The sequence below is a fragment of the Terrabacter ginsenosidimutans genome, assembly GCF_039539425.1.
GTDB lineage: Bacteria > Actinomycetota > Actinomycetes > Actinomycetales > Dermatophilaceae > Terrabacter > Terrabacter ginsenosidimutans.
On the sequence record NZ_BAABDC010000004.1, the window covers coordinates 14,194 to 36,883 of the forward strand.

The following is a 22,690-nucleotide window of genomic DNA, read 5'->3' on the forward strand; positions in this document are numbered from 1 at the left end:
GCCGCGGGTGAGCCTGGACGCACCGCGCGGCACGGGGGCCGACCTCGTCGAGGAGTGGACCGCGGAGCCGGTCCTCGAGTCGACGACCCCCTTTCGGGGGATCATCTTCGACGTCGTGCGCGAGCGCGTCGATCTCGGCGCCGGGGGAGTCGTCACGCGTGACCTCGTGACGCACCCCGGCGCCGTCGCCGTGCTCGCCCTCCGCGAGCTCGACGACGAACCTCACGTGCTGATGATCCGGCAGTACCGCCACGCGAGTGGCGGACACGTGTGGGAGCTGCCCGCCGGGCTGCTCGACGTCGACAGCGAGCCTCCGTGGGAGGCAGCCGCGCGCGAGCTGGCCGAGGAGGTCGACCTGACGGCCGACACGTGGCACGTGCTGGCCGACGACGTCACGTCCCCGGGCGCCTTCCCCGAGACCGTGCGCATCTTCCTGGCCCGGGGCCTGCACGAGGTCCCAGCCGCGGACGCGCACCAGCGCACGGCTGAGGAGCTGACGATCCGTCCCCTCTGGGTGCCGCTCGACGACGCCGTCGACGCCGCCCTCGCGGGCCGGATCAGCAACTCCGCGACCCTGGTCGGGCTGCTGTCCGCCGGACTGTCCCGCACCCGCGGCTGGTCGACGCTGCGGCCCCACGATGCACCGTGGCCCGCCCGCGCCGCCCAACGGGCAGCGAGGTCGTGAGCACGGCCTTCGGGACGAGCGTCTCGGGTCCCTGCCCGTGCGGAGGCGGTCCCGAGATGCTGCCGTATGCCGTGTGCTGCGGGGCGCTTCACCGCGCGGAGCGCTCGGCAGCCACGGCGGAGGAGCTCATGCGGTCGCGCTACGCGGCGTTCGCCGTGGGCGACGACGCCTACCTGGTGCGCACGTGGCATCCCCGCACGAGACCCCCGCGTCTCGATCTCGACTCCGCGACCCGCTGGACCGGGCTCACCGTGCTGCGCACCGAGCGCGGCGCCGTCGACGACGAGGACGGCCTGGTCGAGTTCGTCGCGCGGTGGACCGAACCCGCGGCGCCGTCAACGAGCACCGGGCGACGTCGGGGCCAGCTCCACGAGGTCAGTCGCTTCGCCCGTCGAGCCGGCCGGTGGTTCTACCTCGACGGCGAGCAGCGCTGACGCCTCCGTCGGCGCCGGGGGAGCAGCGGGCTCTGCGGCACGCGGCTTCGTGGACGCCACCGCACCCGCCTGTGCACGTCGGCGCGTGACCGCGACAGCCACACCGACGAGCAGCACGAGACCACCGGCCAGCTCCAGCGGGTGTGGCCGCTCGTCGAACGCCACCGCGGCTGCAGCCATGCCGAAGACCGGCACGAGCATCGCGAACGGCGTCACCTTCGCCACCGGGTAGCGACCGAGCAGCGTGTTCCAGATCCCATAGCCCACGAGCGACGACAGGTACGCCGTGTAGGCGGTGGAGGCGAGGGCCTGCCACTGGAGGTGGCTCAGGGCCTCGCCGACGGCGGCGGGCCCCTCGAAGGCGAGGGAGAGTGCGAGGGCAGGCACGGGCACGACGAGCCCCGACCAGACGGTCACCCCGAGGCCCGCGCCCGGTCCGGTGAGAGCTCCCGACCTCCGCGTCAGCACGTTTCCGACGGCCCACGACACCGCCGCCAGGACAAGGACAACGAGGGGCAGCAGGGGCGCGCTCAGCCCACGCCCGACGGCGATCGTGACGAGTCCGGCGCCGCCGAGGGCCACGCCTGCGCGCTGCAGAACGGACGGGCGCTCCCGTAGCCAGACGGCCGCGATGACGACGGTGAGCAGCACCTGGGCCTGCAGGACGAGCGACGAGAGACCCGGCGGCATGCCCAGGTGCAAGGAGAGGTACAGGAGGGCGAACTGCCCCAGGCTCGTGAAGAGCCCGATGAGTGCGAGGTCGCGCCACGGCAGGGCGGGTCGGCGCACGAGGAACACCGCCGGGAGGCACACGACGGTGAAGCGCACTGCGAGGAAGAGCAGCGGCGGGACCGAGTCCAGCCCGGTGCGGATGGCGACGAAGTTCGTGCCCCAGAGCAGGGCGACGAGGACGGCGAGGGCGGTGTCACGGCGGCGCATGACGCCATCCTCATGGCGCACGACCGTTCACGTCCATCGAACTGTCGTTGCCCTGACTGTGTAGCATCGCTGCATGATCGACCCGGTCGCGCTCCGTTCGCTCGTCGCCGTCGAGGCCCACGGCTCCGTCGGCGCCGCGGCGGCCGCGCTCGACTACACGCCGAGCGCCGTCTCCCAGCAGATCAAGCGCCTCGAGACCCAGACGGGAGTCCAGCTGCTCGAGCGGCAGGGCCGCGGCGTCCTGCTCACCGAGGCGGGCCGCACGCTCTCGGAGTCGGCGCGGGACCTGCTCGCCCACATGGAGCGCCTCGAGTCACGGATCCACGGCGCGAGCGGCGAGACGGTCGGCACCGTGCGGCTCGCCACGTTCGCCACGGCCTACCGAGGCGTCGTCGTGGGCGCGATCGGGAGGCTGCGCGCGGTCGCACCGGACGTGACCCTGCGGCCCGACGAGATCGACCCGTGGGACGCGGTGGACGCGGTCGCGGCCGGCACGCACGACCTGGCCCTGGTGCACAACTGGGAGCCGCTGCCCCTCGCCATCCCGGACCATCTCGAGGTGCGCGACCTCGGCCGGGACCGGGCCGACGTCCTCGTGCACGAGGACCACCCGCTCGCCACGCGTGACAGCATCGGCGTCACCGACGTGCTTGACGAGGCCTGGGCCAGCGTCGCCCCCGGCTCGATCTGTCACCAGTGGCTCCAGAAGATGTACTTCGACGTCGGCCGGGCGCCCCGGATCGCCCACGTGGCCCTCGAGTTCGCCACCCACGTCGCGCTCGTCGCGCAGGGTGAGGCCATCGCCCTCGTGCCACGCCTCGGGCGGGGACCGCTGCCCCCGGGCGTCGTCGCGGTCCCCATCGTCGAGCCGGTGTCCGAGCGGACCGTGAGCCTGGTCTGGCGCCGCACCATGACCGACCGTCCGGCGCTCGCGGCGACCGTCGAGGCGCTCGCCGCCGAGGCCGCCCTCGACCTCAGCTGACCGACGCTGGAGCGGCCTGCCGCTCGGCGAACTCCTGCTGTCGGCGCGAGGGCTGGTCGAGACGGAGGCGTCCGCGCAGTCGACCCACCGGCCGCTCGACGAGGACCCACGACAGCCAGGACACGAGGACGGCTGCCGCGATGAGCGTGAGGTTGCGCGGCGTCGAGTGCTCGCCGAGCAGCCGGCTGTTGATGAACGTCTGGTGCCACAGGTAGAGCGCGTAGCTGACGGTGCCGAAGAAGACCATGACGCGGGAACCCACGACGCGCGAGTGACCCGACACCGCGGCATACACCAGCCACACACCGAGCACGGCGTAGACGGCACCCAGAGGGCGGAAGAGCGGGTGGTCCACGGCGAGGCCGTGCCCGGGGAAGGCCGACACGGCGACCATGACGACGAAGGGCACGAGCGGGCTCGCCGACGGCAGGTCCCAGCCGCGGGCGCGGACCCCCGCCAGGGCAAAGGCCAGGGCCACGCCGAGCAGCAGGGCGAAGGCGTTCGTCTCCGTCGAGATGTCGAGGCGGATCGCCGTCCCCTGCGTCCAGACCGAGTAGAAGGTCGCGAGCGCTGCGAGGCTGAGCACCACCGCCAGCGCGCGGCTGCGCAGCCACGTCATGAGGACGATGAAGATCACCGGCCAGACGACGTAGAACTGCTCCTCGACGGAGAGCGACCACAGGTGGTTGAGCACGCCGAGGTCCGTGCCGGCGATCCGCACCCAGTTGCCGACGTAGAAGAGCGAGGCCAGCGCAGCGGTCGGGTAGCTCGACAGCTGGTCGTCCCCGGTGGCCCAGAGCAGCACGGGAGCGAGCGCCAGCAGCAGCACGAGCGCGGGCAACAGGCGCAGCGCCCGGCGGCCCCAGAAGCGCCACAGGCTGATCGAGCCCCACCGGCCCCACTCGCGGATGAGCAGGCTCGTGATGAGGTAGCCCGACAGCACGAAGAAGAGCGTCACGCCTGACAGGCCGCCCCACCGGACCGGGAGTCCCGAGTGGGCTGCGACGACGAGGAGGATCGCGAGGCCTCGAACGCCGTCGAGGTCGCGGTTGCGGGAGTGCTGCACGGCGAAGAGCCTAGGTGCAGGCGGTCTAGGATTGGTCCTCGGTGCCCGCTGCCGCCTCGTGCGACAGGGCACCTGCCTCGACTCGGTGGCCCCGCGCCGCCCGACCCCCGTCCCGGAAGGACCCTCCGTGCTCCGCACTCACGAGGCCGGCACACTCCGTGCCGACCACGCAGGCCAGACCGTCACCCTCACCGGTTGGGTGGCGCGGCGTCGAGACCACGGCGGGGTCGCCTTCCTCGACCTTCGCGACGCGTCCGGCGTCGCCCAGGTGGTCGCGCGCGACGAGGTGCTGGCGCAGGGCGGCGCCCACGACGTGCGCAACGAGTTCTGCGTCAAGGTCACCGGCGAGGTGCGCGAGCGCCCCGAGGGCAACGCCAACCCCGACCTGCCCACCGGCGACATCGAGGTCATCGTCAGCGACCTCGAGGTGCTCAACCCCGCGGCGCCGCTGCCCTTCCAGATCGACGAGCGTGTCACCGTCGGCGAGGAGGCCCGCCTCAAGCACCGCTACCTCGACCTCCGCCGCCCGGGTGCCAGCTCCGCCGGCGCCGCGATCCGCCTGCGCTCGAAGGTGAACGCCGCTGCCCGCGCCGTGCTCGGCGCCCGCGACTTCGTCGAGATCGAGACCCCGACCCTGACGCGTTCGACCCCCGAGGGCGCCCGCGACTTCCTCGTGCCCGCCCGCCTGGCGCCGGGCTCGTGGTACGCCCTGCCGCAGAGCCCGCAGCTGTTCAAGCAGCTGCTCATGGTCGCCGGCATGGAGCGCTACTACCAGATCGCGAGGTGCTACCGCGACGAGGACTTCCGCGCCGACCGCCAGCCGGAGTTCACCCAGCTCGACATCGAGATGAGCTTCGTCGACCAGGACGACATCATCGAGCTCGGCGAGTCCATCATCGCGGCGCTGTGGCGCCTCATCGGTGTCGAGCTCGACGCGCCCTTCCAGCGGATGACCTACCACGAGGCGATGGCCCGCTACGGCTCCGACAAGCCCGACCTGCGCTTCGGCAACGAGCTCGTCGAGTGCACCGAGTACTTCAAGGACACGACGTTCCGTGTCTTCCAGTCCGACTACGTCGGCGCCGTGGTCATGCCGGGCGGCGCGAGCCAGCCGCGCAAGCAGCTCGACGCCTGGCAGGAGTGGGCCAAGCAGCGCGGTGCCCGAGGTCTCGCCTACGTCCTCGTCCAGGAGGACGGCGAGCTCGGCGGCCCGGTGGCCAAGAACCTCACCGACGGCGAGCGAGCCGGCCTCGCCGCACACGTCGGCGCGCAGCCGGGGGACTGCATCTTCTTCGCGGCCGGCGCGGCCAAGGCCTCTCGGGCCCTCCTCGGCGCGGCCCGGCTCGAGATCGGCCGTCGCTGCGGCCTCATCGACGAGGACGCGTGGAGCTTCCTCTGGGTCGTCGACGCGCCGCTCTTCGAGTCGGCCGCCGACGCGACGGCCTCCGGTGACGTCGCCCTCGGGTACAGCGCCTGGACGGCCGTGCACCACGCCTTCACCTCGCCCAAGCCCGAGTTCCTCGACACCTTCGACACCGATCCCGGCCCGGCGCTCGCCTACGCCTACGACATCGTCTGCAACGGCAACGAGATCGGCGGCGGCTCGATCCGTATCCACCAGCGCGAGGTCCAGGAGCGCGTCTTCAAGGTCATGGGGATCTCCGACGAGGAGGCCCAGGAGAAGTTCGGCTTCCTGCTCGACGCCTTCGCCTTCGGCGCCCCGCCGCACGGCGGCATCGCCCTCGGCTGGGACCGCATCGTCTCGCTCCTCGCGCACACCGACTCGATCCGCGACGTCATCGCCTTCCCGAAGTCCGGTGGTGGCTACGACCCGCTGACCGCTGCGCCGGCGCCGATCACGCCCGAGCAGCGCAAGGAGGCCGGTGTCGACGCGAAGCCGGCCGCCTCGACCCCCGCCCCGCAGGGCGCCCCCGAGGTCAGCCCGTCGCGGAGCTGACCACCGGGACTCCCGTCCGTGGAGGGTTGTCGTCTCCGTCTTCCCGGTGACGACGACCCTTCACGCGTATCCAGCTGCCGGTCGTATGCCGTCAGCAGCCGTGCGCTTTGCCCTACCTTGACCGGCCCCGCCCTAGCGTGCGGTCATGCGCATCCCACGCCTGCTTCCCCTGACCACGGCGTTGCTCGGCGCCGTCCTCGCCCTGACCGGCGCGAGTGCGGCCGCGGCCGTTCCCCCGACGGGTCTGGCGGCCGGCCCGCCGGCGGAGTTCGGCAGCGACTGGGACGACCCCCGGACCCCGGAGCCACCCGTCTCCGTGCCGGGAACGCGCCACTGCACCGTGCGGGTCGTCGACGACGCGTTCGACGACTTCGACGTGCACGCGCGGGGGTACACCCCGCCGACGGGCTGCGCAGGTCCGTGGTCGAAGGTGGTCATGAGGCTCGAGGGCTCGGTGGCCGGGCGACAGTTCGACCGTCTCGGTCACGTCGACGTCGGCGGAGTCCGGATGCTCACGCTCTCGACGCCCGAGCCGAGCGTCGACGGAATCAGCTGGCACGTCGAGAAGGACGTCACCGACCTCGCACCGCTCCTCGCCCGCCCGCAGCAGGTCGAGGCCGTCATCGGCAACGTCGTCGACTCGACGTACACCGGAGTCATCCACGTGACGGTCGATCTCGACTTCTACACCACCGGACGCGGCGCCCCTGCGGCGCAGACGTCCGACGCCGTCCTCCCGCTCGCCGGCACCCACCGCGACGGCACCGACCTCGTCGGCTCGCTGACCGTGCCGCGCAACTCGACCCGACTGGTCGCCGACGTCTTCGCCACCGGGTCCGGCGGTGGTTGCGAGGAGTTCTGGGACACGAGCGCCCCTGCGAGCACGGGCTACTCGTGCCCGGACGGTCTGCCCTACCGGGAGGTCGACGTGCGCATCGACGGCCGGCTCGCCGGTATCGCGGCGCCCTACCCGGTGGTCTACACGGGCGGCTGGAGCAACCCCTTCCTCTGGTACGCGATCCCCTCACCGAAGGCGTTCGACATCCCGCCGCTCGGCTACGACCTGACGCCGTTCCTGGCCCGTCTCAACGACGGCGAGCCGCACGACGTGCGCCTCTCGGTCGTGGGCCTGCCCTCTGGGCAGGGCGGCTGGACCATCGCGCCTCGCTTCCGCGTCTGGCGCGACGCGGGCCGCAGCGTGGTGTCAGGGACGACCGGGACGGCATACGCACCCGAGCCGGTCGTCACGAGCTCGGTCGCCGGGACCGGGGACCGGGCAGGTCACGTCGACCTCGACGCGACCCGCGAGTTCCGGGTCAGCGGAACGCTGTCCACCTCGCGTGGACCCGTCACCACCACGGTCACGCGGATCCTGGGCAACACCTCGACGCACTCGTGGACCGACGACGAGGCCGACGACACGCTCAAGGCGTCGTGGACCGACTCCCAGGCGGTGGCGACCGGCCCCGGGAACGGGACCCCGACCGTCGAGCGCACGGAGCACCGTTGGGACAAGGACGACGTGCTCGGCTTCCACCCCCGCACCGACACCGCGGGTGCCTACGACGTGACCGGTGACCTCGAGATCTCCTGGGAGCGCACGACGTCGACCTCCCGCGGCGGGGCGGCGTTGTCGAGCCGTACCGAGAGCTCGACCTTCGACGGCCGCGCCGCGTGGATCTACGGCGTGCCCCGCGACCAGCGGCACGCGACGGCCGACACCCGTGCCCGCGCCACCGCCACCGAGCGGATCCTCGGCAGGGTGGCGACGTCGTGGGACCACCGTCTCCGCGCGGTCAACGGCACGTTCGTCACCGACTCGGTCGGCTGACGGCCCGGGGGCGACAATGTGGGAGTGACCACCGTGGACCGACGTGCGCCCGACGACGTCCTGGTCCACCTGCGTCGCGCTCGAGACCACGCGGACCGCCACTACGCGGAGCCCGTCGACCTCGATGAGCTCGCCGCGGAGGCGCGGCTCTCGAAGTACCACTTCCTCCGGCTCTTCCGGGCGACCTACGGCGTGACGCCGCTCGATTACGTCTCGAAGCGGCGGATCGAGCGGGCCCAGGACCTGCTGCGTTCCTCGAACCTCACGGTCACCGAGGTGTGCCACGCCGTGGGCTTCACGAGCCTCGGGTCGTTCAGCAGCCGCTTCCGCGCGGTCGTGGGGGAGACGCCGAGCAGCTTCCAGGCCAGGTATGCCGTGTCGGGGGGACCGCACATCCCCGGCTGCGTCATCTTCATGTGGGGCCTGGCCGAGCGCTGCGCAACCGAGGAGAAGCCCTCCGGGACGGACGCGTCCTAACGTGGCTGCATGATCACGAACATCTCCATCGTCAGTGTCTTCGTCAAGGACATCGACGAGTCCAAGCGCTTCTACGTCGACGTCCTCGGGTTCGAGGAGAAGGACGACATCACCCTCGGGGACGGCTACCGCTGGTGCACCGTCGTGCACCCCAACCAGCCCGAGCTGCAGGTCAGCCTCGCGATCCCCGGTCCGCCCTTCCCGGACGAGCTCGTCACCGCGATGAAGCGGGCCCTGGACGCCGGCGGTCTCAACGGTCTCGGACTCTCGGTCGACGACTGCGAGAAGACCTACGCCGACCTGACGGCCAAGGGCGTGGAGTTCCTCCAGCCACCCTCGGCGAGGCCCTACGGCACCGAGGCCGTGTGCCGCGACAACTCGGGCAACTGGGTGGTCCTCGTGCAGGAGGCCGACCGGAAGGTCGTGGCCGCGGACTTCGCCTGAGACCCGCTGAGCGGCACCTCAGCGGTCGATGACGACCGGCCGGCTCGACCACGCGCACAGGCGGTCGTAGCCCAGTGAGAGGTACAGGTTGCGCGCCGCGACGTTGTGGGAGTACATCCCGAGGGTGCACACCCCGCGCTCGAGCACCGCGCGCCGGGTGACGGCACCGACGATGGTGCGGCCCAGCCCGTGCCCTCGCAGGCTGGTGTGGACGGCGACCGACGACAGGTGTGGCGCTCCGGCGCGAGTCGTGCCCCACGCGGCGACCGCGCGGAGCGTCCCGTCGTCGTCCTCGACCGCGAACCAGTGATCGCCCTGACCCGGTTCGGTGTCGGCCGTGGGGGAGTGCGCCTCGAGGAACGCGCGCACCTCGGCGGCGCGGTGGACGTCGTCGAGGGGCCGCACGCGCTCGTGGGACGCGTGCTCGTCGGGGGCCGTCGTCGTGTGGAACCACTCCCAGTCGCCCCCGTCCAGCACGCGGTACCGTTCGCGCAGCCGGGGCTCCAGGTGCTGGGGCACGCTGACCGAGAAGGCCCGTCGTTCGGGTGAGACCGTCGCCGCGATCTCCGGGAGGTGGTCGAGCAACGCCGTGACCCCGGCGTCGCCGCCGAGGACGTTGACGGTGCGGCGCACCGCCTTGCGGGTGCGCTGGAAGGCGACGGCGTCGGCCGACCTCCACCACGTCTCGGCGAGCCCGTCCGTCACCTCCCACCTGACGAAGGGGTGCCCACCGGTCGCCGCCAGCAGGTCCTCGATCCCGTGCCCGGTGACGACCGCCGTCACTCGGTGATCCCGAACCGGTCGTGGAGGCGCCGCAGGGGCGCGGGCGCCCACCAGTTCCAGCGCCCGAGAACGGTCATCGTCGCCGGGACCAGGAGCATGCGGACCAACGTCGCGTCGATGGCGACGGCGGCCACGAGCGCTACTCCCATCTCCTTGATGATGAGGATGTCGCCGGCGACGAAGCCGCCGAAGACGATGATGATGAGCAGGGCCGCCGAGGTGATGATCCGACCGGTGCGCTGCAGGCCCAGGGAGACAGCACGGTCGCTCTCCACGCCGTGCCGGTGGAACTCGACGATGCGCGACAGCAGGAAGACCTCGTAGTCCATCGACAGTCCGAAGCCGAAGGCGAGCACGAGGAAGGGCACCATCGACTCGACCGCCCCGACCGACGAGAAGCCGAGCAGTCCCTCGAGATGTCCCTCCTGGAAGATCCAGACGACGACGCCGAGGGCTGCTCCGAGAGAGATGACGTTGAGCAGCAACGCCTTGACGGGAAGGACGACCGAGCCCGTCATGAGGAAGAGCAGGACGAACGTGCCGAGCACGACGAGCCCCACGGCATACGGCGCCCGGGCGGACATGGAGTCGAGGAAGTCGATCTGGCCCGCAGCCTGACCGGTCGTCAGGGTCTCGAACGGCGCGTCCGTGGCGCGGATCGTCGTCACGAGGTCCTGCGCCTCGTCGGACGTCGGCCGGCCGGCGACCCGGATGTTGACCCGCTGGTGCTCGGTGCCCAGCGGTTGCACCGTGAGTGCCTCGACGCCCGGCCGACTGCGGAACTGCTGGGCCCACGAGGTCACGGCAGCGGTGTCGGTCGAGCCCGCGACGACGGTGACCTCAGGGGCGGAGAGGGCCGGGTAGTCGCGGTCGAGCTGCTCGAAGAAGACCCGCTGCGGAGCGTCCGTCGGGAGCAGCTCGGTGCCTGACGACGTGAGCTTCATCGACAAGGTCGGCAGGGCGAGCGTCACGAGGACGACGACGACACCGACGATGACGACGACCGGGCGCCGCTGCACCCCGACGGCAAGGCGTGAGAAGACACCCACGTCGGAGGTCTGCTCGACTGCCTTGCGGGACAAGCGTTTTGCGCCGACGACACAAAGGGCGGGAACGAGCGTGATCGCCACGACCATCGCCACGAGCACGACGCTGACTCCGGCCACACCGATGGCCCGCATGATCGAGGCCTCGAAGACGAGCAGGCCGGCCAGGGCGATCGCGACCGTGAGCCCGGAGAAGAGGACGGTGCGCCCGGCCGTGGCCACCGTGCGCTCGGTGGCACGCTCGACCTCCTCCCGTGTCGGCACGTCGTGCTTGCGGTGCGCGAGCTCCTCACGGAAGCGGCTGACCGTGAGCAGTCCGTAGTCGATGGACAGGCCGAGGCCGAGCAGGGTCACGATGTTGACGACGGTGGCGTCGAGCTCGACGACGTGCGAGGAGCCGAAGAGCGAGAGCAGGGCCCCGCCGATCGAGACGACGGCGCCGACGATCGGCATGCCTGCCGCGACGAAGCCGCCGAAGACGAAGAACATGACGAGGAAGGTGAGCGGCAGGGCGATGCCCTCGCCGCGGAGCAGGTCGCGCTCGACGGTGCTCGTGATCGCCTTGATGACCTTGCTCGTGCTGCCCACGGACCCCTGGGCATCCATCGCCGTCGCCACGGCGAGCAGGCGGGCCTCGGCCTGGGACTCGGCGGTGCCCTGCGCGGCCTTGTCGAGACCGGGCACGAAGTCGACCACCGTGACGAAGCCGCCCGCGGCCGGGGTGCCGCCCTTGAGCAGCGGCGCCACCGACGGGTCGGTGACACCCTTCGGCGCGAGCAGGGGAGACCGGACGGTCTTGACGCCGGGGACCTTCCCGACCTCATGGGTCGCTGTCGCGCCGTCCTGGAGGGTGGTCGCATCCGTGAGGTCGGCGCCGGTCACCTGCATCGTCAGCGTCTCGAGGGCGGGCTGGCTCTCGGAGATGACGTCCTGCGCGCGCGAGGACTCGGACTCGACGGTCGGGGCTCCGGAGTGGAGGCGCTCGAAGAGGGACTCACCGGTGACCCCTCCGACCGCGACGGCGAAGCACGCGACCGCGATGACGGCCCACACCCCCACCCAGCGGAGCGGGTGGCGCGCGATGAGGGCTCCGAGACGAGCCAGACGAGTGCGGGGCGCCGGGCCCGCGGCTGAGGGGTTCTGCACGCGGATAGCCTTCCACAGTGATGTCGAACAGCCCGGAGGACCTCTTCGGCGCGGCCTCCGCCGCCGACCGCGGTGAGCAGCCGGCCTCGGCCGGGGTCGCCCCGCTCGCCGTACGGATGCGCCCGCGCTCCCTGGACGAGGTGCGCGGGCAGGCCAAGGTGCTGCGACCCGGCAGCCCGTTGCGGCGCCTCATCGAGGGATCCGGCGGCGCCGCCGGCCCCTTGTCCGCGATCCTCTGGGGGCCGCCCGGCACGGGGAAGACGACGCTCGCGCACCTCGTGGCGACGGCTGCCGAGCGACGCTTCGTCGAGCTGTCCGCCGTCACCGCCGGGGTCAAGGACGTCCGGTCCGTCATGGAGTCAGCGGTCCGTGAACGCGATCTCTACTCACGCCAGACCGTGCTCTTCCTCGACGAGATCCACCGGTTCACCAAGGCCCAGCAGGACGCCCTGCTCCCCGGCGTCGAGAACCGCACCGTGATCCTGGTGGCGGCCACGACCGAGAACCCGTCCTTCAGCATCATCTCGCCCCTGCTCTCGCGCTCGGTGCTCGTCACCCTCGAGTCGCTGTCGGACGAGGAGATCGCGCAGCTGGTCGGCGCCGCCCTGACCGACGAACGGGGCTTCGACGGCGAGCACACCCTGGCGGACGACGCCACCGACCACCTGGTGCGGATCGCCGGTGGGGACGCCCGGCGGGCCCTGACCTCGCTGGAGGCCGCGGCCGGTGTCGCCCTGGACGCCCAGCCGGCCGGACGCCTCTCCGACGACCCCGTCGAGATCACGCTCGCCCACGTCGAACAGGCCGTCGCGCAGGCGGCCGTCCGCTACGACCGCGCCGGCGACCAGCACTACGACGTGGCCAGCGCCCTCATCAAGTCGATGCGCGGAAGCGATGTCGACGCCGCCCTGCACTACCTCGCCCGGATGCTCGAGGCCGGGGAGGACCCCCGCTTCATCGCGCGCCGCATCGTCATCTCCGCGAGCGAGGACGTGGGCATGGGCGACCCGACGGCCTTGCAGACCGCCGTCGCCGCGATGCACGCCGTGGCCCAGATCGGTATGCCCGAGGCGCGGATCATCCTCGCCCAGGCGGTCGTGCACAACGCCATGGCACCCAAGTCCAACGCGGCATACCTCGGCATCAACGAGGCGATCGCAGACGTGCGAGCGGGGCGCGGTGGCGTCGTACCGGCGCACCTGCGGGGGAGCGGCTACGCCGGCGCCGAACGGCTCGGCCACGGCAAGGGCTACGTCTACGCCCACGACGAGCCCGACGGGGTCGCCGCGCAGCAGTACCTCCCGGACGACCTCCACGACGCCGTCAGCTACTACCGCCCCACCGACCGCGGCTTCGAGGAACGCCTCCGGACCCGCTGGGAGTGGCTCTCGGGGCGGCTGGGACGCACGCGTCGGCAGTGACCGGACGTCGGTCGGAGGACGGCCGGAGGACCGCCGGAGGACCGTCGGAGGACGGCCGGAGGACCGCGCGAGGACGCCTGTCGGAGCTCGCGGACGCGGATTGTTTCGGGGCTCGCGGGGCGTGGACGGACATTGTGTCGCGTACGTGGTGCTCGGTAACGATTTGTCATCCATGCACGTCTCGACGCTTGGACACCGCTGGACTCTGTGGCAGGCTCACGACGTCCCGGCGGGGGTGGCATCCGGAAGATCTGGTGTGCCCCCCGAGGGCGGCTCGGGTGACGCAGACCCCGGGTCGGATGTGATCCCCCAAGGATGGAGACAACGCGTTGAACGCAATGCCGGAGCCCTCAGCAGGAACGCTGACCGAGGTATCCGAGGAGAAGTCTGCGACGACCGCCCCTGAGCACAAGGACGTCCGCACCGGCCGGTCTCCCGGCCAGGTCGCCTGGGCTCGGCTCAAGCGGGACAAGGTCGCGATCGTCTGCTCCGTCATCATCCTGTTCTTCCTGCTCGTCGCGATCTTCGCGCCGCTGCTCGTCTCGCTCGAGGCCGTCGACCCCATCACGGGGGCCAAGGCCGACGTCGGCACCGTGCACACCGAGCTCGTCGACTTCAACGGTCTGCCCACCGTCGGTGCCAGCGCGGCGCACTGGCTCGGTGTCGAGCCGCGACTCGGGCGCGACCTCTTCGCCCGCTGGGCCTACGGCGCCCGCCCGTCGCTCGTCATCGGCTTCGTCGCCGCGTTCGCCTCGACGCTCATCGGCGTCACGCTCGGCCTCGTCGCCGGCTACCTCGGCGGAGTGGCCGACAAGATCATCTCGTGGATCATCGACTTCTTCCTGTCGCTGCCGATCCTGCTGCTGGTGCTCGCGATCATCCCGATCATGCAGAAGCGCCTCGCGGCCGGCGGCGACCTCTCCGCCGAGGAGACCTCGACGGTCCGGTTCTGGGTGCTCATCGTCATCCTCGTCATCTTCGGGTGGATGGGTCTGGCCCGCCTCGTGCGCGGTGAGGTCAAGAGCCTGCGCGAGCGGGAGTTCGTCCAGGCAGCGCGCGCCATCGGCGTGCCGACGCGCTCGATCCTCTTCCGCGAGATCCTGCCCAACCTCGTCGGCCCGATCATCGTCTCGGCCTCGATCGCGGTGCCCGCCTACATCACCTACGAGGCGACGCTGAGCTACCTCGGCGCCGGACTCGTGGAGCCCACCGCGTCGTGGGGTCGCACCATCGCCGACGCGCAGAACCTCTTCGCCACGTATCCGCTGTGGCTCTGGCCCTCGGTCATCGGCCTCTCGCTGCTCGTCCTCGCCCTGAGCCTGCTCGGCGACTCGATCCGCGACGCGTTCGACCCCACCAGCCGCCGCTGACCCCACACGGGTCTCGGCCACCAGATGTTCCCGGCAAAACGCCGGGACAAGCACAAGGGAGCAAACAACAATGCGCTGGACCAAAGTCCTGACCGTGGGAGCCGCGGCTTCCCTCGGCTTCGTCGCTGCCTGCGGCGCCCCGGCCGCCAACAACGGCACGCCGGGCGGCACCAACGGCAACGGTGGAAAGGTCGACCAGGCGGGCGCCGCCCTCGACCCGAACGCCAAGGGCCCGGCCCCGGAGATCCCCGGAGCGAAGAAGGGCGGCATCCTCACGGTGCCGTACGCCTCGACGCCGGCCAACATGGACCCGAGCGACCAGTTCTACCAGGACACGGCCGTCATCTTCTCGCTGACGAACCGCGCGCTGACGACCTACGTCAGCCGCAACGGCAAGCAGGTGCTCGTTCCGGACCTCGCCACCGACCTGGGCAAGCAGTCCGAGGACGGTCTGACGTGGACCTTCACGCTCAAGGACGGCATCAAGTACGAGGACGGCACCCCGGTCAAGGCCCAGGACATCGTCTTCGCGGCCAAGCGCTCGTTCGACCCCGACCTCGCAGCCAACGGTCCGACGTACCAGAAGGAGTTCTTCAAGGGCGGCGCCGACTACACGGGCCCCTACAAGGGCGACAAGAACTGGAAGGGTGTCGAGGCCACCGACGACAAGACAGTCGTCTTCCACCTCGAGAAGCGCTTCGAGACGCTGCCGTACTTCGTCTCCTTCAACCAGTTCACGCCGATCCCCGAGGCGAAGGACAAGAAGGCCGACTACCAGCTGCACCCGCTCGCCACCGGCCCGTACATGTTCGACAAGTACACCCCGGGCACCGAGCTCGTCCTCAAGCGCAACCCCAACTGGGACCCCGCCACGGACGCGGCGCGTCACAACTACCCCGACGGCTTCCACTTCAAGTGGGGCGTCGACACCATCAAGACGCAGACCGCCATCCTCGCCTCCAACGGCGACGACGCGACGAGCCTCAACTGGGACCCGATCGACTCCTCGCTGATCCCCCAGATCGAGGGTGACAAGAAGGCCCAGTTCGAGGAGGGCCCCTCCTCGTGCGTGCTCATGGTCAACATGGACGCCCGCAAGATCCCGCTGCCGGTCCGCAAGGCGATCGCCGTGGCGTACCCCTTCGACTCCATCCACAAGGCCGGCGGTGAGACGACGCACTCGTTCTCGCCCGCCAGCACGATCATCCCGCCGCAGATCGCCGGTCACCTCGACTACACGGCCGAGGCTGCCCCGGGCTTCAAGATGAACGGCCAGGGCGACGGCAACGCCGACGAGGCCAAGAAGATGCTCGCCGCCGCCGGCTACGGCGCCGACAAGCCCTTCGAGCTCATCTACTACTACACGAACGACGACGACATCGCGCAGAAGGTCAACCAGGTCCGTAAGCAGAAGCTCGAGGCCGCCGGCTTCAAGGTTCAGGACATCGGTGTGCCGGCTGCCGAGCGTCGCAAGCTCGTCGGTGACCCGAAGGGCAAGTACAACATGCTCCAGTCGCCGCGTGGCTGGTGCTTCGACTGGCCGTCCGCCGACTCGATCATCCCGCCCACCTTCGGCACGATCGCCCTCTCGCAGGGTGGTACGACCTTCGGCAACTTCTCCGACGCCAAGATCGACGCCGAGATCAAGCGCATCCAGCAGCTCTCGATCACGGAGCAGGGCCCGGAGTGGGGCAAGATGGACAAGTGGCTGACGGAGAACTACCTCCTGGCCATCCCGGACAACAACGACAAGGGCAACTCGGTCTTCGGTACGAAGGTCAAGAACATCCACAACAACCCGAACAAGGGCATGCCGGACCTCACGGACGTGTGGCTCGACTCCTGAGTCGGCAGTGACGGCTCCCCCTCGGGTGAGCAGGACCTGATCTGACAGCCGTGGTGGGGGTCCGGGATTTCCCGGGCCCCCACCACCGGCGCCCACCCCGTTTGGAAGGCAAAACGTGCTCACGTACATCCTCAGGCGGTTGGCTCTCGCCCTGAGCGTCATCCTGGCCACGCTGGTCTCGGCGTTCCTGCTGTTCTTCGCAGGGCCGTCCGACCCCGCCCAGGCCATGTGTCCAGAGACCCGCTGCAACGCCACTCGACTCGCCGCCATCACGACGAGCCTCGGACTCGACAAGCCCCTGACCGTCCAGTTCTACGAGTACTTCAAGGGCTTGTTCGTCGGTCGGGACTTCGTCTACGCGGGCGACACCGTGCACTGCGGCGCCCCCTGCCTGGGCTTCTCCTTCGTGACGCGCCGTTCCGTCAACGAGGAGCTCTTCACACGCTTCCCGAACACCATCGTGCTGGCCCTCATGGCCGCCGTCGTGTTCGTCACGGTCGGCGTGACCCTCGGCGTCATCGCCGCCGTCCGTCGCGGCTCCGCGACCGATCGCGGGCTCGTCGGCTCCTCCCAGGTGCTCGGCTCGATCCCGTACTACGTGCTCGCGCTGCTCGTGGCTCTCTACCCCGTGATCCTCTGGAACGTGCTGCCGCAGTACTCCGCCTTCTCGGCAGGGGTCGGCCCGTACTTCATGGGCATGCTCGCCCCGGCACTGATCCTCGGCCTCGTCACGTCGGCGTCCTACGTGCGCTACACGCGCAACTCGATGATCGAGACCCTCTCGATGGACTACATCCGCACGGCCCGCTCGAAGGGCATCAACGAGCGAACCGTCCTGTACAAGCACGGGTTCCGTGCCGCGATGAGCCCCATCGCGACCATCCTCGGCCTCGACATCGCCGCACTGCTGACCGGCACGCTCATCACCGAGCAGATCTTCGGTGTCGACGGCATCGGCCGGCGCGGTCTGGCCGCGCTGAAGTCCTTCGACCTGCCGGTCATCATGGGGACCGTGCTCATCGGAGCCGTCGTCGTCGTCGTCATGAACCTCGTCGTCGACATCGCGTACTCCTTCATCGACCCGCGAGTGAGGCTGTCGTGACCGCGATCCTGAACACCATCTCGACCCAGACCGCAGAGGCCAGCAACGCCGGTGACGTCGTCCTCGACGTCAGCGACCTGTCGGTGGCCTTCCCCACCGAGGAGGGCGTGGTCAAGGCGGTCTCCAACCTCAACTACCAGGCCCGCCTCGGACGCACCCTCGCGATCGTCGGGGAGTCCGGGTCCGGCAAGTCCGTCAGCAGCATGGCCGTGCTCGGCCTGCACAACCCGAAGCGGACGCAGATCACCGGCAGCATCAAGCTCGACGGCATCGAGCTCGTCGGTGCCCCGGCCTCGACGTTCCAGAAGATCCGCAGCACCAAGGCTGCGATGGTCTTCCAGGACCCGCAGAGCTCGCTCCACCCGTTCCACAAGGTGGGCAGCCAGATCGCCGAGGCCTACCGGGCCCACAACAAGGTGAGCAAGCAGGTTGCGCTCAAGCGGGCCGTCGAGATGCTCGACCTCGTCGGTATCCCGAACCCCCAGCGGCGGGCGAACTCCTATCCGCACGAGTTCTCGGGCGGCATGCGCCAGCGCGCGATGATCGCGCTCGGCCTGGTCAACAACCCGAAGCTGCTCATCGCCGACGAGCCGACGACCGCGCTGGACGTCACCGTGCAGGCCCAGATCCTCGACCTCGTCAACGACCTCCAGAAGGAGTTCGGCTCGGCGGTCATCCTCATCACGCACGACCTCGCCGTCGTCGCCGAGACGGCCGACGACATCCTCGTGATGTATGCCGGTCGCGGCGTCGAGAAGGGCAGCGCCAAGGAGGTGCTGGCCCAGCCGTCGCACCCCTACACCTACGGCCTGCTGCGCTCCCTTCCCTCGCACTCCGAGGACCTCGAGGAGCTCCGGGCGATCAAGGGCACGCCGCCGAGCCTGCTCAACCTGCCGTCGGGCTGTTCCTTCCACCCGCGCTGCGAGTTCAAGTCGCAGGTCGAGGGGGACACCTGCTGGACGGTGCTGCCCGAGTGGCGCCAGACGCCGGGACTGGTCAACCGCGAGATCCGCTGCCACCTGGCCGATCCCGTGACCACGCTGAAGCACGACGAGGGAGCCCGATGAGCGACAAGACCCTGCTCAAGGTCACCGACCTCCAGCGCCACTTCCCCTTCCGCGAGGTCCAGGGCCTGCGGATGGTGCGCGCGACGGTCAAGGCCGTCGACGGGATCAGCTTCACGGTCAAGGAGGGCCAGACCCTCGGCCTGGTCGGCGAGTCCGGCTGTGGCAAGTCGACGACGTCGCGTCTCGTGACCCGGCTCGACGAGCCCACCGCCGGAACCATCGAGTTCGGGGGGCGTGACATCACGCACCTGAAGGAGCACGAGCTGCGCGACATCCGCCGCGACGTGCAGATGATCTTCCAGGACCCGTACTCCTCGCTGAACCCGAGGCAGACGGTCGGTGCGATCCTCAGCACCCCGCTGCGCGTGCACGGTCTGCACGCCGGCAAGGAGAAGGCGCGCGTCCAGGAGCTGCTCGAGCTCGTCGGTCTCAACCCCGAGCACATCAACCGCTACCCCTCGGAGTTCTCCGGCGGGCAGCGCCAGCGCATCGGCATCGCCCGCGCGCTGGCGGTGGAGCCGAAGCTCATCATCGCCGACGAGCCGGTCTCGGCCCTCGACGTGTCGATCCAGGCGCAGGTGATGAACCTGCTGGCCAAGCTGCGCAACGAGCTCGGTCTCGCGTTCATCTTCGTCGCGCACGACCTCGGCGTCGTGCGGCACTTCTGCGACCAGGTCGCGGTCATGTACCTCGGCAAGATCGTGGAGTACGGCGACAAGAAGAAGATCTACGAGGCTCCCGAGCACCCGTACACCCAGGCACTGCTCTCGGCGGCTCCCGACATCAACGTCGCCCGCGGCATCGCCCCCAAGGAGCGCATCCGCCTCGTCGGAGACGTGCCGAGCCCCATCGACCCGCCGAGCGGCTGCCGTTTCCGCACACGGTGCTGGAAGGCGCAGGACATCTGCGCCCAGCAGGAGCCGCCGCTCCTCACCGCGACGGCCGACGCGTCGACCCGGACCTTCCGCGAGGGCGGCGTGCACCTGCAGGCCTGCCACTTCCCGGAGGTCAAGACCGACCTCGTGGCGGAGGTCCCGGCCTGACGGTCGCACCTTTCGCACCATCCGCACGAGCACGTATGCCGCTGGGCCGGCTCCCACACCGGGGGCCGGCCCGGCGGCATACGTGCTGTTTCGTGCCCAATGGGGTCAAAGGTGGTGGGCCGGGGCTCCCGGGGTCCGTTAGGGTTGAAGGACCTCGGCGTGAGCGTGCGCCGACGACCGAAGGACGATGAACGTGGCCCACAAGGGACCCAGGCCGAGCCGTCTCGGCGGCCTGCAGCCGGCGAGGCGAGCTCCCCGGGGGTCAGCCGCGCCCCAGTGAGGCGCGAGGCTGACCCCGCCCCGCCTGCCCGTCCTGCCTTTCCGCTCCGGAGGACGGGCCTCCCGCAGACCACACCGTCGACCCCAAGGACTCATCATGGAAACCGCTGAGATCAGGCGTCGCTGGCTCTCGTACTTCGGCAGCCGCGGCCACACCGTCGTGCCGAGCGCCCCGCTGGTGCACGAGGACCCGAACCTGCTGTTCGTCAACGCCGGCATGGTCCCGTTCAAGCCCTACTTCCTCGGCCAGGAGACCCCGCAGTTCAGTCGCGCCACGAGCGTGCAGAAGTGCGTGCGCACCCTCGACATCGAGGAGGTCGGCAAGACCACGCGGCACGGCACGTTCTTCCAGATGAACGGCAACTTCAGCTTCGGCGACTACTTCAAGGAAGGCGCCATCCAGCTCGCATGGGACCTCATCACGCGCAGCCAGTCCGAGGGCGGCCTGGGCTTCGACGAGAAGGACCTCTACGCGTCGGTCTACCACGAGGACGACGAGGCGATCGCGCTGTGGAAGAAGGTCGCGGGCCTGTCCGACGACCGCATCGTGCGTCTCGGCCGCAAGGACAACTACTGGAACATGGGCGTGGCCGGACCCGGCGGCCCGTGCTCCGAGATCCTCCTCGACCGTGGCCCGCAGTTCGGTGCCGACGGCGACTGGGAGGCGGGCGACCGCTACCTCGAGTTCTGGAACCTCGTGTTCATGCAGTACGAGCTCGAGAACGTCCGGTCCAAGGAGGACTTCGACATCGTCGGGGACCTTCCCAAGCGCAACATCGACACCGGCATGGGCCTCGAACGCGTCGCCTTCCTGCTCCAGGGCGTCGACAACATCTACGAGACCGACGAGGTCTTCCCCGTCATCGCGGCCGCCGAGGACCTGACGGGGCGCCGCTACGGCGCCGCCCACGACGACGACGTCCGCTTCCGGGTCGTCGCCGACCACGTGCGCTCCTCGCTCATGCTCATCGGTGACGGCGTGACACCCGGCAACGAGGGCCGCGGCTACGTCCTGCGTCGCCTGCTGCGCCGCGCGGTGCGCTCGATGCGCCTGCTCGGGGTCGACGCCCCGACCCTCGAGCAGCTGCTGCCCGTCAGCATGGAGCGGATGAAGGCGTCCTACCCCGAGCTCGAGACCGACTTCAGCCGGATCAGCCAGGTCGCGTATGCCGAGGAGGAGGCGTTCCGCCGCACGCTGAGCTCGGGCACGACGATCCTCGACACCGCGGTCGCACGCGCCAAGTCCTCCGGCGCGACGACCCTGGGCGGAGCCGAGGCGTTCGCGCTGCACGACACCTACGGCTTCCCCATCGACCTGACGCTCGAGATGGCGGCCGAGCAGGGCCTGCAGGTCGATGAGCCCGGCTTCCGCCGGCTCATGGGCGAGCAGCGCGACCGGGCCAAGGCCGACGCCCGCTCCAAGAAGTCGGCGCACGGCGACACGAGCGTCTACCGGCAGCTGTCCGACACCCTCGGGCACGACGTCGAGTTCACCGGCTACGACCAGACGCTCACCGACACGCGCATCCGCGGCCTCATCCGCGACGGCGTCGTCGTCGACCGCGTGGGCGCCGGCGACGAGGTCGAGATCGTCCTCGACCGCACCCCGCTCTATGCCGAGTCCGGCGGCCAGCAGGCCGACCACGGCCGCATCCGCCTCGCGAACGGCGCCCTCCTCGAGGTCACCGACGTGCAGCGCCCCATCACCGGTCTCGTCGTGCACCGGGCCACGGTGCTCGAGGGCGAGGCGGGTGTCGGGGCGGACGCCGAGGCCGAGGTCGACGTGGCGCGCCGCCGGTCGATCTCCCGCGCCCACACCGCGACCCACATGGTGCACCAGGCGCTGCGCGACGAGCTCGGGGACACGGCGACGCAGGCCGGCTCGGAGAACTCTCCCGGCCGGCTGCGCTTCGACTTCAAGTCGCTCCAGGCGGTCCCCGCCGCGGCGATGGGCGAGATCGAGGGCCGGATCAACGCCGTGCTCCTCGACGACCTGCCGGTCACCGCCGACATCATGAACATCGACGCGGCGAAGAAGCTCGGCGCCATGGCGCTCTTCGGCGAGAAGTACGGCGAGCGTGTGCGCGTCGTGTCCATCGGCGAGTGGTCGCGCGAGCTCTGCGTCGGCACGCACACGCCGCGCGTCGGCCAGATCGGCGTCGTCAAGCTGCTCGGCGAGAGCTCGATCGGTTCCGGCGTGCGACGCGTCGAGGCGCTCGTGGGAGCCGACGCGTACTCCCACCTGGCGCGCGAGGCCACGATCGTCAGCCAGCTCACCGACACCCTCGGCGTGCGCCGCGACGAGCTGCCCGACCGGATCGCGGCGATCCTGGGTCGCCTGCGCGACGCGGAGAAGGAGATCGCAGCAGTGCGCCAGAGCCAGGTGCTCGGCGCGGCTGCTGGTCTGGTGCAGTCGGCGCGCGACATCGGCGGCGTCACCTTCGTGAGCCACGACGCCGGAGACGGTGTCACCGGCGACGACCTGCGCAAGCTCGTCACCGACGTCCGCGGCCGCCTCGGCAACGACCGACCGGTGCTCGTGTCCATGGCCTCCGTCGCGGGCGGGCGTCCCGTCGTCATCGTCGCGACGAACGAACGCGCTCGCGAGGCCGGCCTCAGGGCCGGGGCCTTCGTCAAGGTCGCGGCCCAGGCGCTGGGTGGTGGCGGCGGCGGCAAGGACGACCTGGCCCAGGGCGGCGGCACCGACCCGACCCGGGTCTCGGCGGCGCTCGGCGCCGTCGAGGACCAGCTGCGCAACCGGGGCGCCTGACC

18 protein-coding genes are annotated in these 22,690 nt (G+C 70.6%); 14 read left to right on the forward strand and 4 right to left on the reverse strand.

What is annotated here, in order from left to right:
• Positions 1-7: 7 nt before the first annotated feature.
• Both ABD831_RS12890 and ABD831_RS12895 read left to right on the forward strand, forming a co-directional pair.
• Positions 8-685, forward strand: coding sequence for an NUDIX domain-containing protein (locus tag ABD831_RS12890; protein WP_344946985.1), 678 nt, complete (start codon positions 8-10; stop codon positions 683-685).
• Complete coding sequence (locus tag ABD831_RS12895) at positions 682-1,119, forward strand: YchJ family protein (protein ID WP_425582821.1); 438 nt, start codon at positions 682-684, stop codon at positions 1,117-1,119. The genes ABD831_RS12890 and ABD831_RS12895 overlap by 4 nt, the downstream gene beginning before the upstream one ends.
• Here ABD831_RS12895 and ABD831_RS12900 read toward each other — a convergent pair.
• Complete coding sequence (locus tag ABD831_RS12900) at positions 1,021-2,058, reverse strand: EamA family transporter (RefSeq protein ID WP_344946988.1); 1,038 nt, start codon at positions 2,056-2,058, stop codon at positions 1,021-1,023. The genes ABD831_RS12895 and ABD831_RS12900 overlap by 99 nt on opposite strands.
• Before the next feature lie 73 nt (positions 2,059-2,131).
• Between ABD831_RS12900 and ABD831_RS12905 the strand changes: the two genes are divergently transcribed.
• Positions 2,132-3,040: a LysR family transcriptional regulator gene (locus tag ABD831_RS12905; RefSeq protein WP_344946990.1), complete on the forward strand. Its 909-nt coding sequence runs from the start codon at positions 2,132-2,134 to the stop codon at positions 3,038-3,040.
• On the opposite strand, the gene ABD831_RS12910 is transcribed toward ABD831_RS12905, so the two are convergent.
• Entirely contained in the window at positions 3,033-4,106 is a 1,074-nt protein-coding gene (locus ABD831_RS12910) for an acyltransferase family protein (protein ID WP_344946993.1), read from the reverse strand. The genes ABD831_RS12905 and ABD831_RS12910 overlap by 8 nt on opposite strands.
• A gap of 127 nt (positions 4,107-4,233) precedes the next feature.
• Here ABD831_RS12910 and aspS point away from each other — a divergent pair, with 127 nt between their 5' ends.
• The 4 genes from aspS (at position 4,234) to ABD831_RS12930 (ending at position 8,815) form a co-directional block, all read left to right on the forward strand.
• A complete protein-coding gene (gene aspS / locus ABD831_RS12915) occupies positions 4,234-6,063 on the forward strand; it encodes an aspartate--tRNA ligase (protein WP_344946996.1) in 1,830 nt (609 codons plus the stop codon).
• Positions 6,064-6,208: 145 nt separating this feature from the next.
• Positions 6,209-7,894 carry a peptide-N4-asparagine amidase gene (locus ABD831_RS12920; RefSeq protein ID WP_344946999.1) on the forward strand — a complete coding sequence of 562 codons (1,686 nt, stop codon included), beginning with the start codon at positions 6,209-6,211 and terminating at the stop codon, positions 7,892-7,894.
• Positions 7,895-7,918: 24 nt separating this feature from the next.
• Positions 7,919-8,371, forward strand: coding sequence for a helix-turn-helix domain-containing protein (locus ABD831_RS12925; protein ID WP_344947002.1), 453 nt, complete (start codon positions 7,919-7,921; stop codon positions 8,369-8,371).
• Between the two features lie 9 nt (positions 8,372-8,380).
• Positions 8,381-8,815, forward strand: a complete 435-nt coding sequence (locus tag ABD831_RS12930; RefSeq protein WP_344947005.1) for a VOC family protein — start codon at positions 8,381-8,383, stop codon at positions 8,813-8,815.
• Between the two features lie 18 nt (positions 8,816-8,833).
• Here the strand turns inward: ABD831_RS12930 and ABD831_RS12935 are convergent, their stop codons facing one another.
• The gene (locus ABD831_RS12935; protein ID WP_344947008.1) at positions 8,834-9,598 is read right to left on the reverse strand and encodes a GNAT family N-acetyltransferase; all 765 of its coding nucleotides are present in this window, start codon (positions 9,596-9,598) and stop codon (positions 8,834-8,836) included.
• Positions 9,595-11,790: an MMPL family transporter gene (locus ABD831_RS12940; RefSeq protein WP_344947011.1), complete on the reverse strand. Its 2,196-nt coding sequence runs from the start codon at positions 11,788-11,790 to the stop codon at positions 9,595-9,597. Before ABD831_RS12940 ends, ABD831_RS12935 begins: the two co-directional genes overlap by 4 nt.
• A 20-nt stretch (positions 11,791-11,810) precedes the next feature.
• Here ABD831_RS12940 and ABD831_RS12945 point away from each other — a divergent pair, with 20 nt between their 5' ends.
• The 7 genes from ABD831_RS12945 (at position 11,811) to alaS (ending at position 22,688) form a co-directional block, all read left to right on the forward strand.
• Positions 11,811-13,211, forward strand: a complete 1,401-nt coding sequence (locus ABD831_RS12945; protein WP_142178580.1) for an AAA family ATPase — start codon at positions 11,811-11,813, stop codon at positions 13,209-13,211.
• A 338-nt stretch (positions 13,212-13,549) separates the two neighbouring features.
• Positions 13,550-14,581 carry an ABC transporter permease gene (locus ABD831_RS12950; protein ID WP_344948206.1) on the forward strand — a complete coding sequence of 344 codons (1,032 nt, stop codon included), beginning with the start codon at positions 13,550-13,552 and terminating at the stop codon, positions 14,579-14,581.
• A 94-nt stretch (positions 14,582-14,675) separates the two neighbouring features.
• The gene (locus ABD831_RS12955) at positions 14,676-16,427 is read left to right on the forward strand and encodes an ABC transporter substrate-binding protein (protein ID WP_344947014.1); all 1,752 of its coding nucleotides are present in this window, start codon (positions 14,676-14,678) and stop codon (positions 16,425-16,427) included.
• Positions 16,428-16,542: 115 nt separating this feature from the next.
• Positions 16,543-17,529 carry an ABC transporter permease gene (locus ABD831_RS12960; protein WP_344947017.1) on the forward strand — a complete coding sequence of 329 codons (987 nt, stop codon included), beginning with the start codon at positions 16,543-16,545 and terminating at the stop codon, positions 17,527-17,529.
• Complete coding sequence (locus ABD831_RS12965) at positions 17,526-18,596, forward strand: ABC transporter ATP-binding protein (RefSeq protein ID WP_344947020.1); 1,071 nt, start codon at positions 17,526-17,528, stop codon at positions 18,594-18,596. The genes ABD831_RS12960 and ABD831_RS12965 overlap by 4 nt, the downstream gene beginning before the upstream one ends.
• A complete protein-coding gene (locus ABD831_RS12970) occupies positions 18,593-19,639 on the forward strand; it encodes an ABC transporter ATP-binding protein (RefSeq protein WP_344947023.1) in 1,047 nt (348 codons plus the stop codon). The genes ABD831_RS12965 and ABD831_RS12970 overlap by 4 nt, the downstream gene beginning before the upstream one ends.
• A 376-nt stretch (positions 19,640-20,015) precedes the next feature.
• Positions 20,016-22,688 (forward strand): alanine--tRNA ligase, encoded by a 2,673-nt coding sequence (gene alaS, locus ABD831_RS12975; RefSeq protein ID WP_344947026.1) that lies wholly within the window; start codon positions 20,016-20,018, stop codon positions 22,686-22,688.
• The last annotated feature ends 2 nt before the right edge of the window (positions 22,689-22,690 follow it).

Bases quoted from the DNA above. Each gene is read 5' to 3' on its own strand.
- ABD831_RS12900 (WP_344946988.1), bottom strand. From the start codon at position 2,058: ATGCGCCGCCGTGACACCGCCCTCGCCGTCCTCGTCGCCCTGCTCTGG.
- ABD831_RS12905 (WP_344946990.1), top strand. From the start codon at position 2,132: ATGATCGACCCGGTCGCGCTCCGTTCGCTCGTCGCCGTCGAGGCCCAC.
- ABD831_RS12920 (WP_344946999.1), top strand. From the start codon at position 6,209: ATGCGCATCCCACGCCTGCTTCCCCTGACCACGGCGTTGCTCGGCGCC.
- ABD831_RS12930 (WP_344947005.1), top strand. From the start codon at position 8,381: ATGATCACGAACATCTCCATCGTCAGTGTCTTCGTCAAGGACATCGAC.
- ABD831_RS12945 (WP_142178580.1), top strand. From the start codon at position 11,811: ATGTCGAACAGCCCGGAGGACCTCTTCGGCGCGGCCTCCGCCGCCGAC.
- ABD831_RS12950 (WP_344948206.1), top strand. From the start codon at position 13,550: ATGCCGGAGCCCTCAGCAGGAACGCTGACCGAGGTATCCGAGGAGAAG.
- ABD831_RS12970 (WP_344947023.1), top strand. From the start codon at position 18,593: ATGAGCGACAAGACCCTGCTCAAGGTCACCGACCTCCAGCGCCACTTC.
- alaS (WP_344947026.1), top strand. From the start codon at position 20,016: ATGGAAACCGCTGAGATCAGGCGTCGCTGGCTCTCGTACTTCGGCAGC.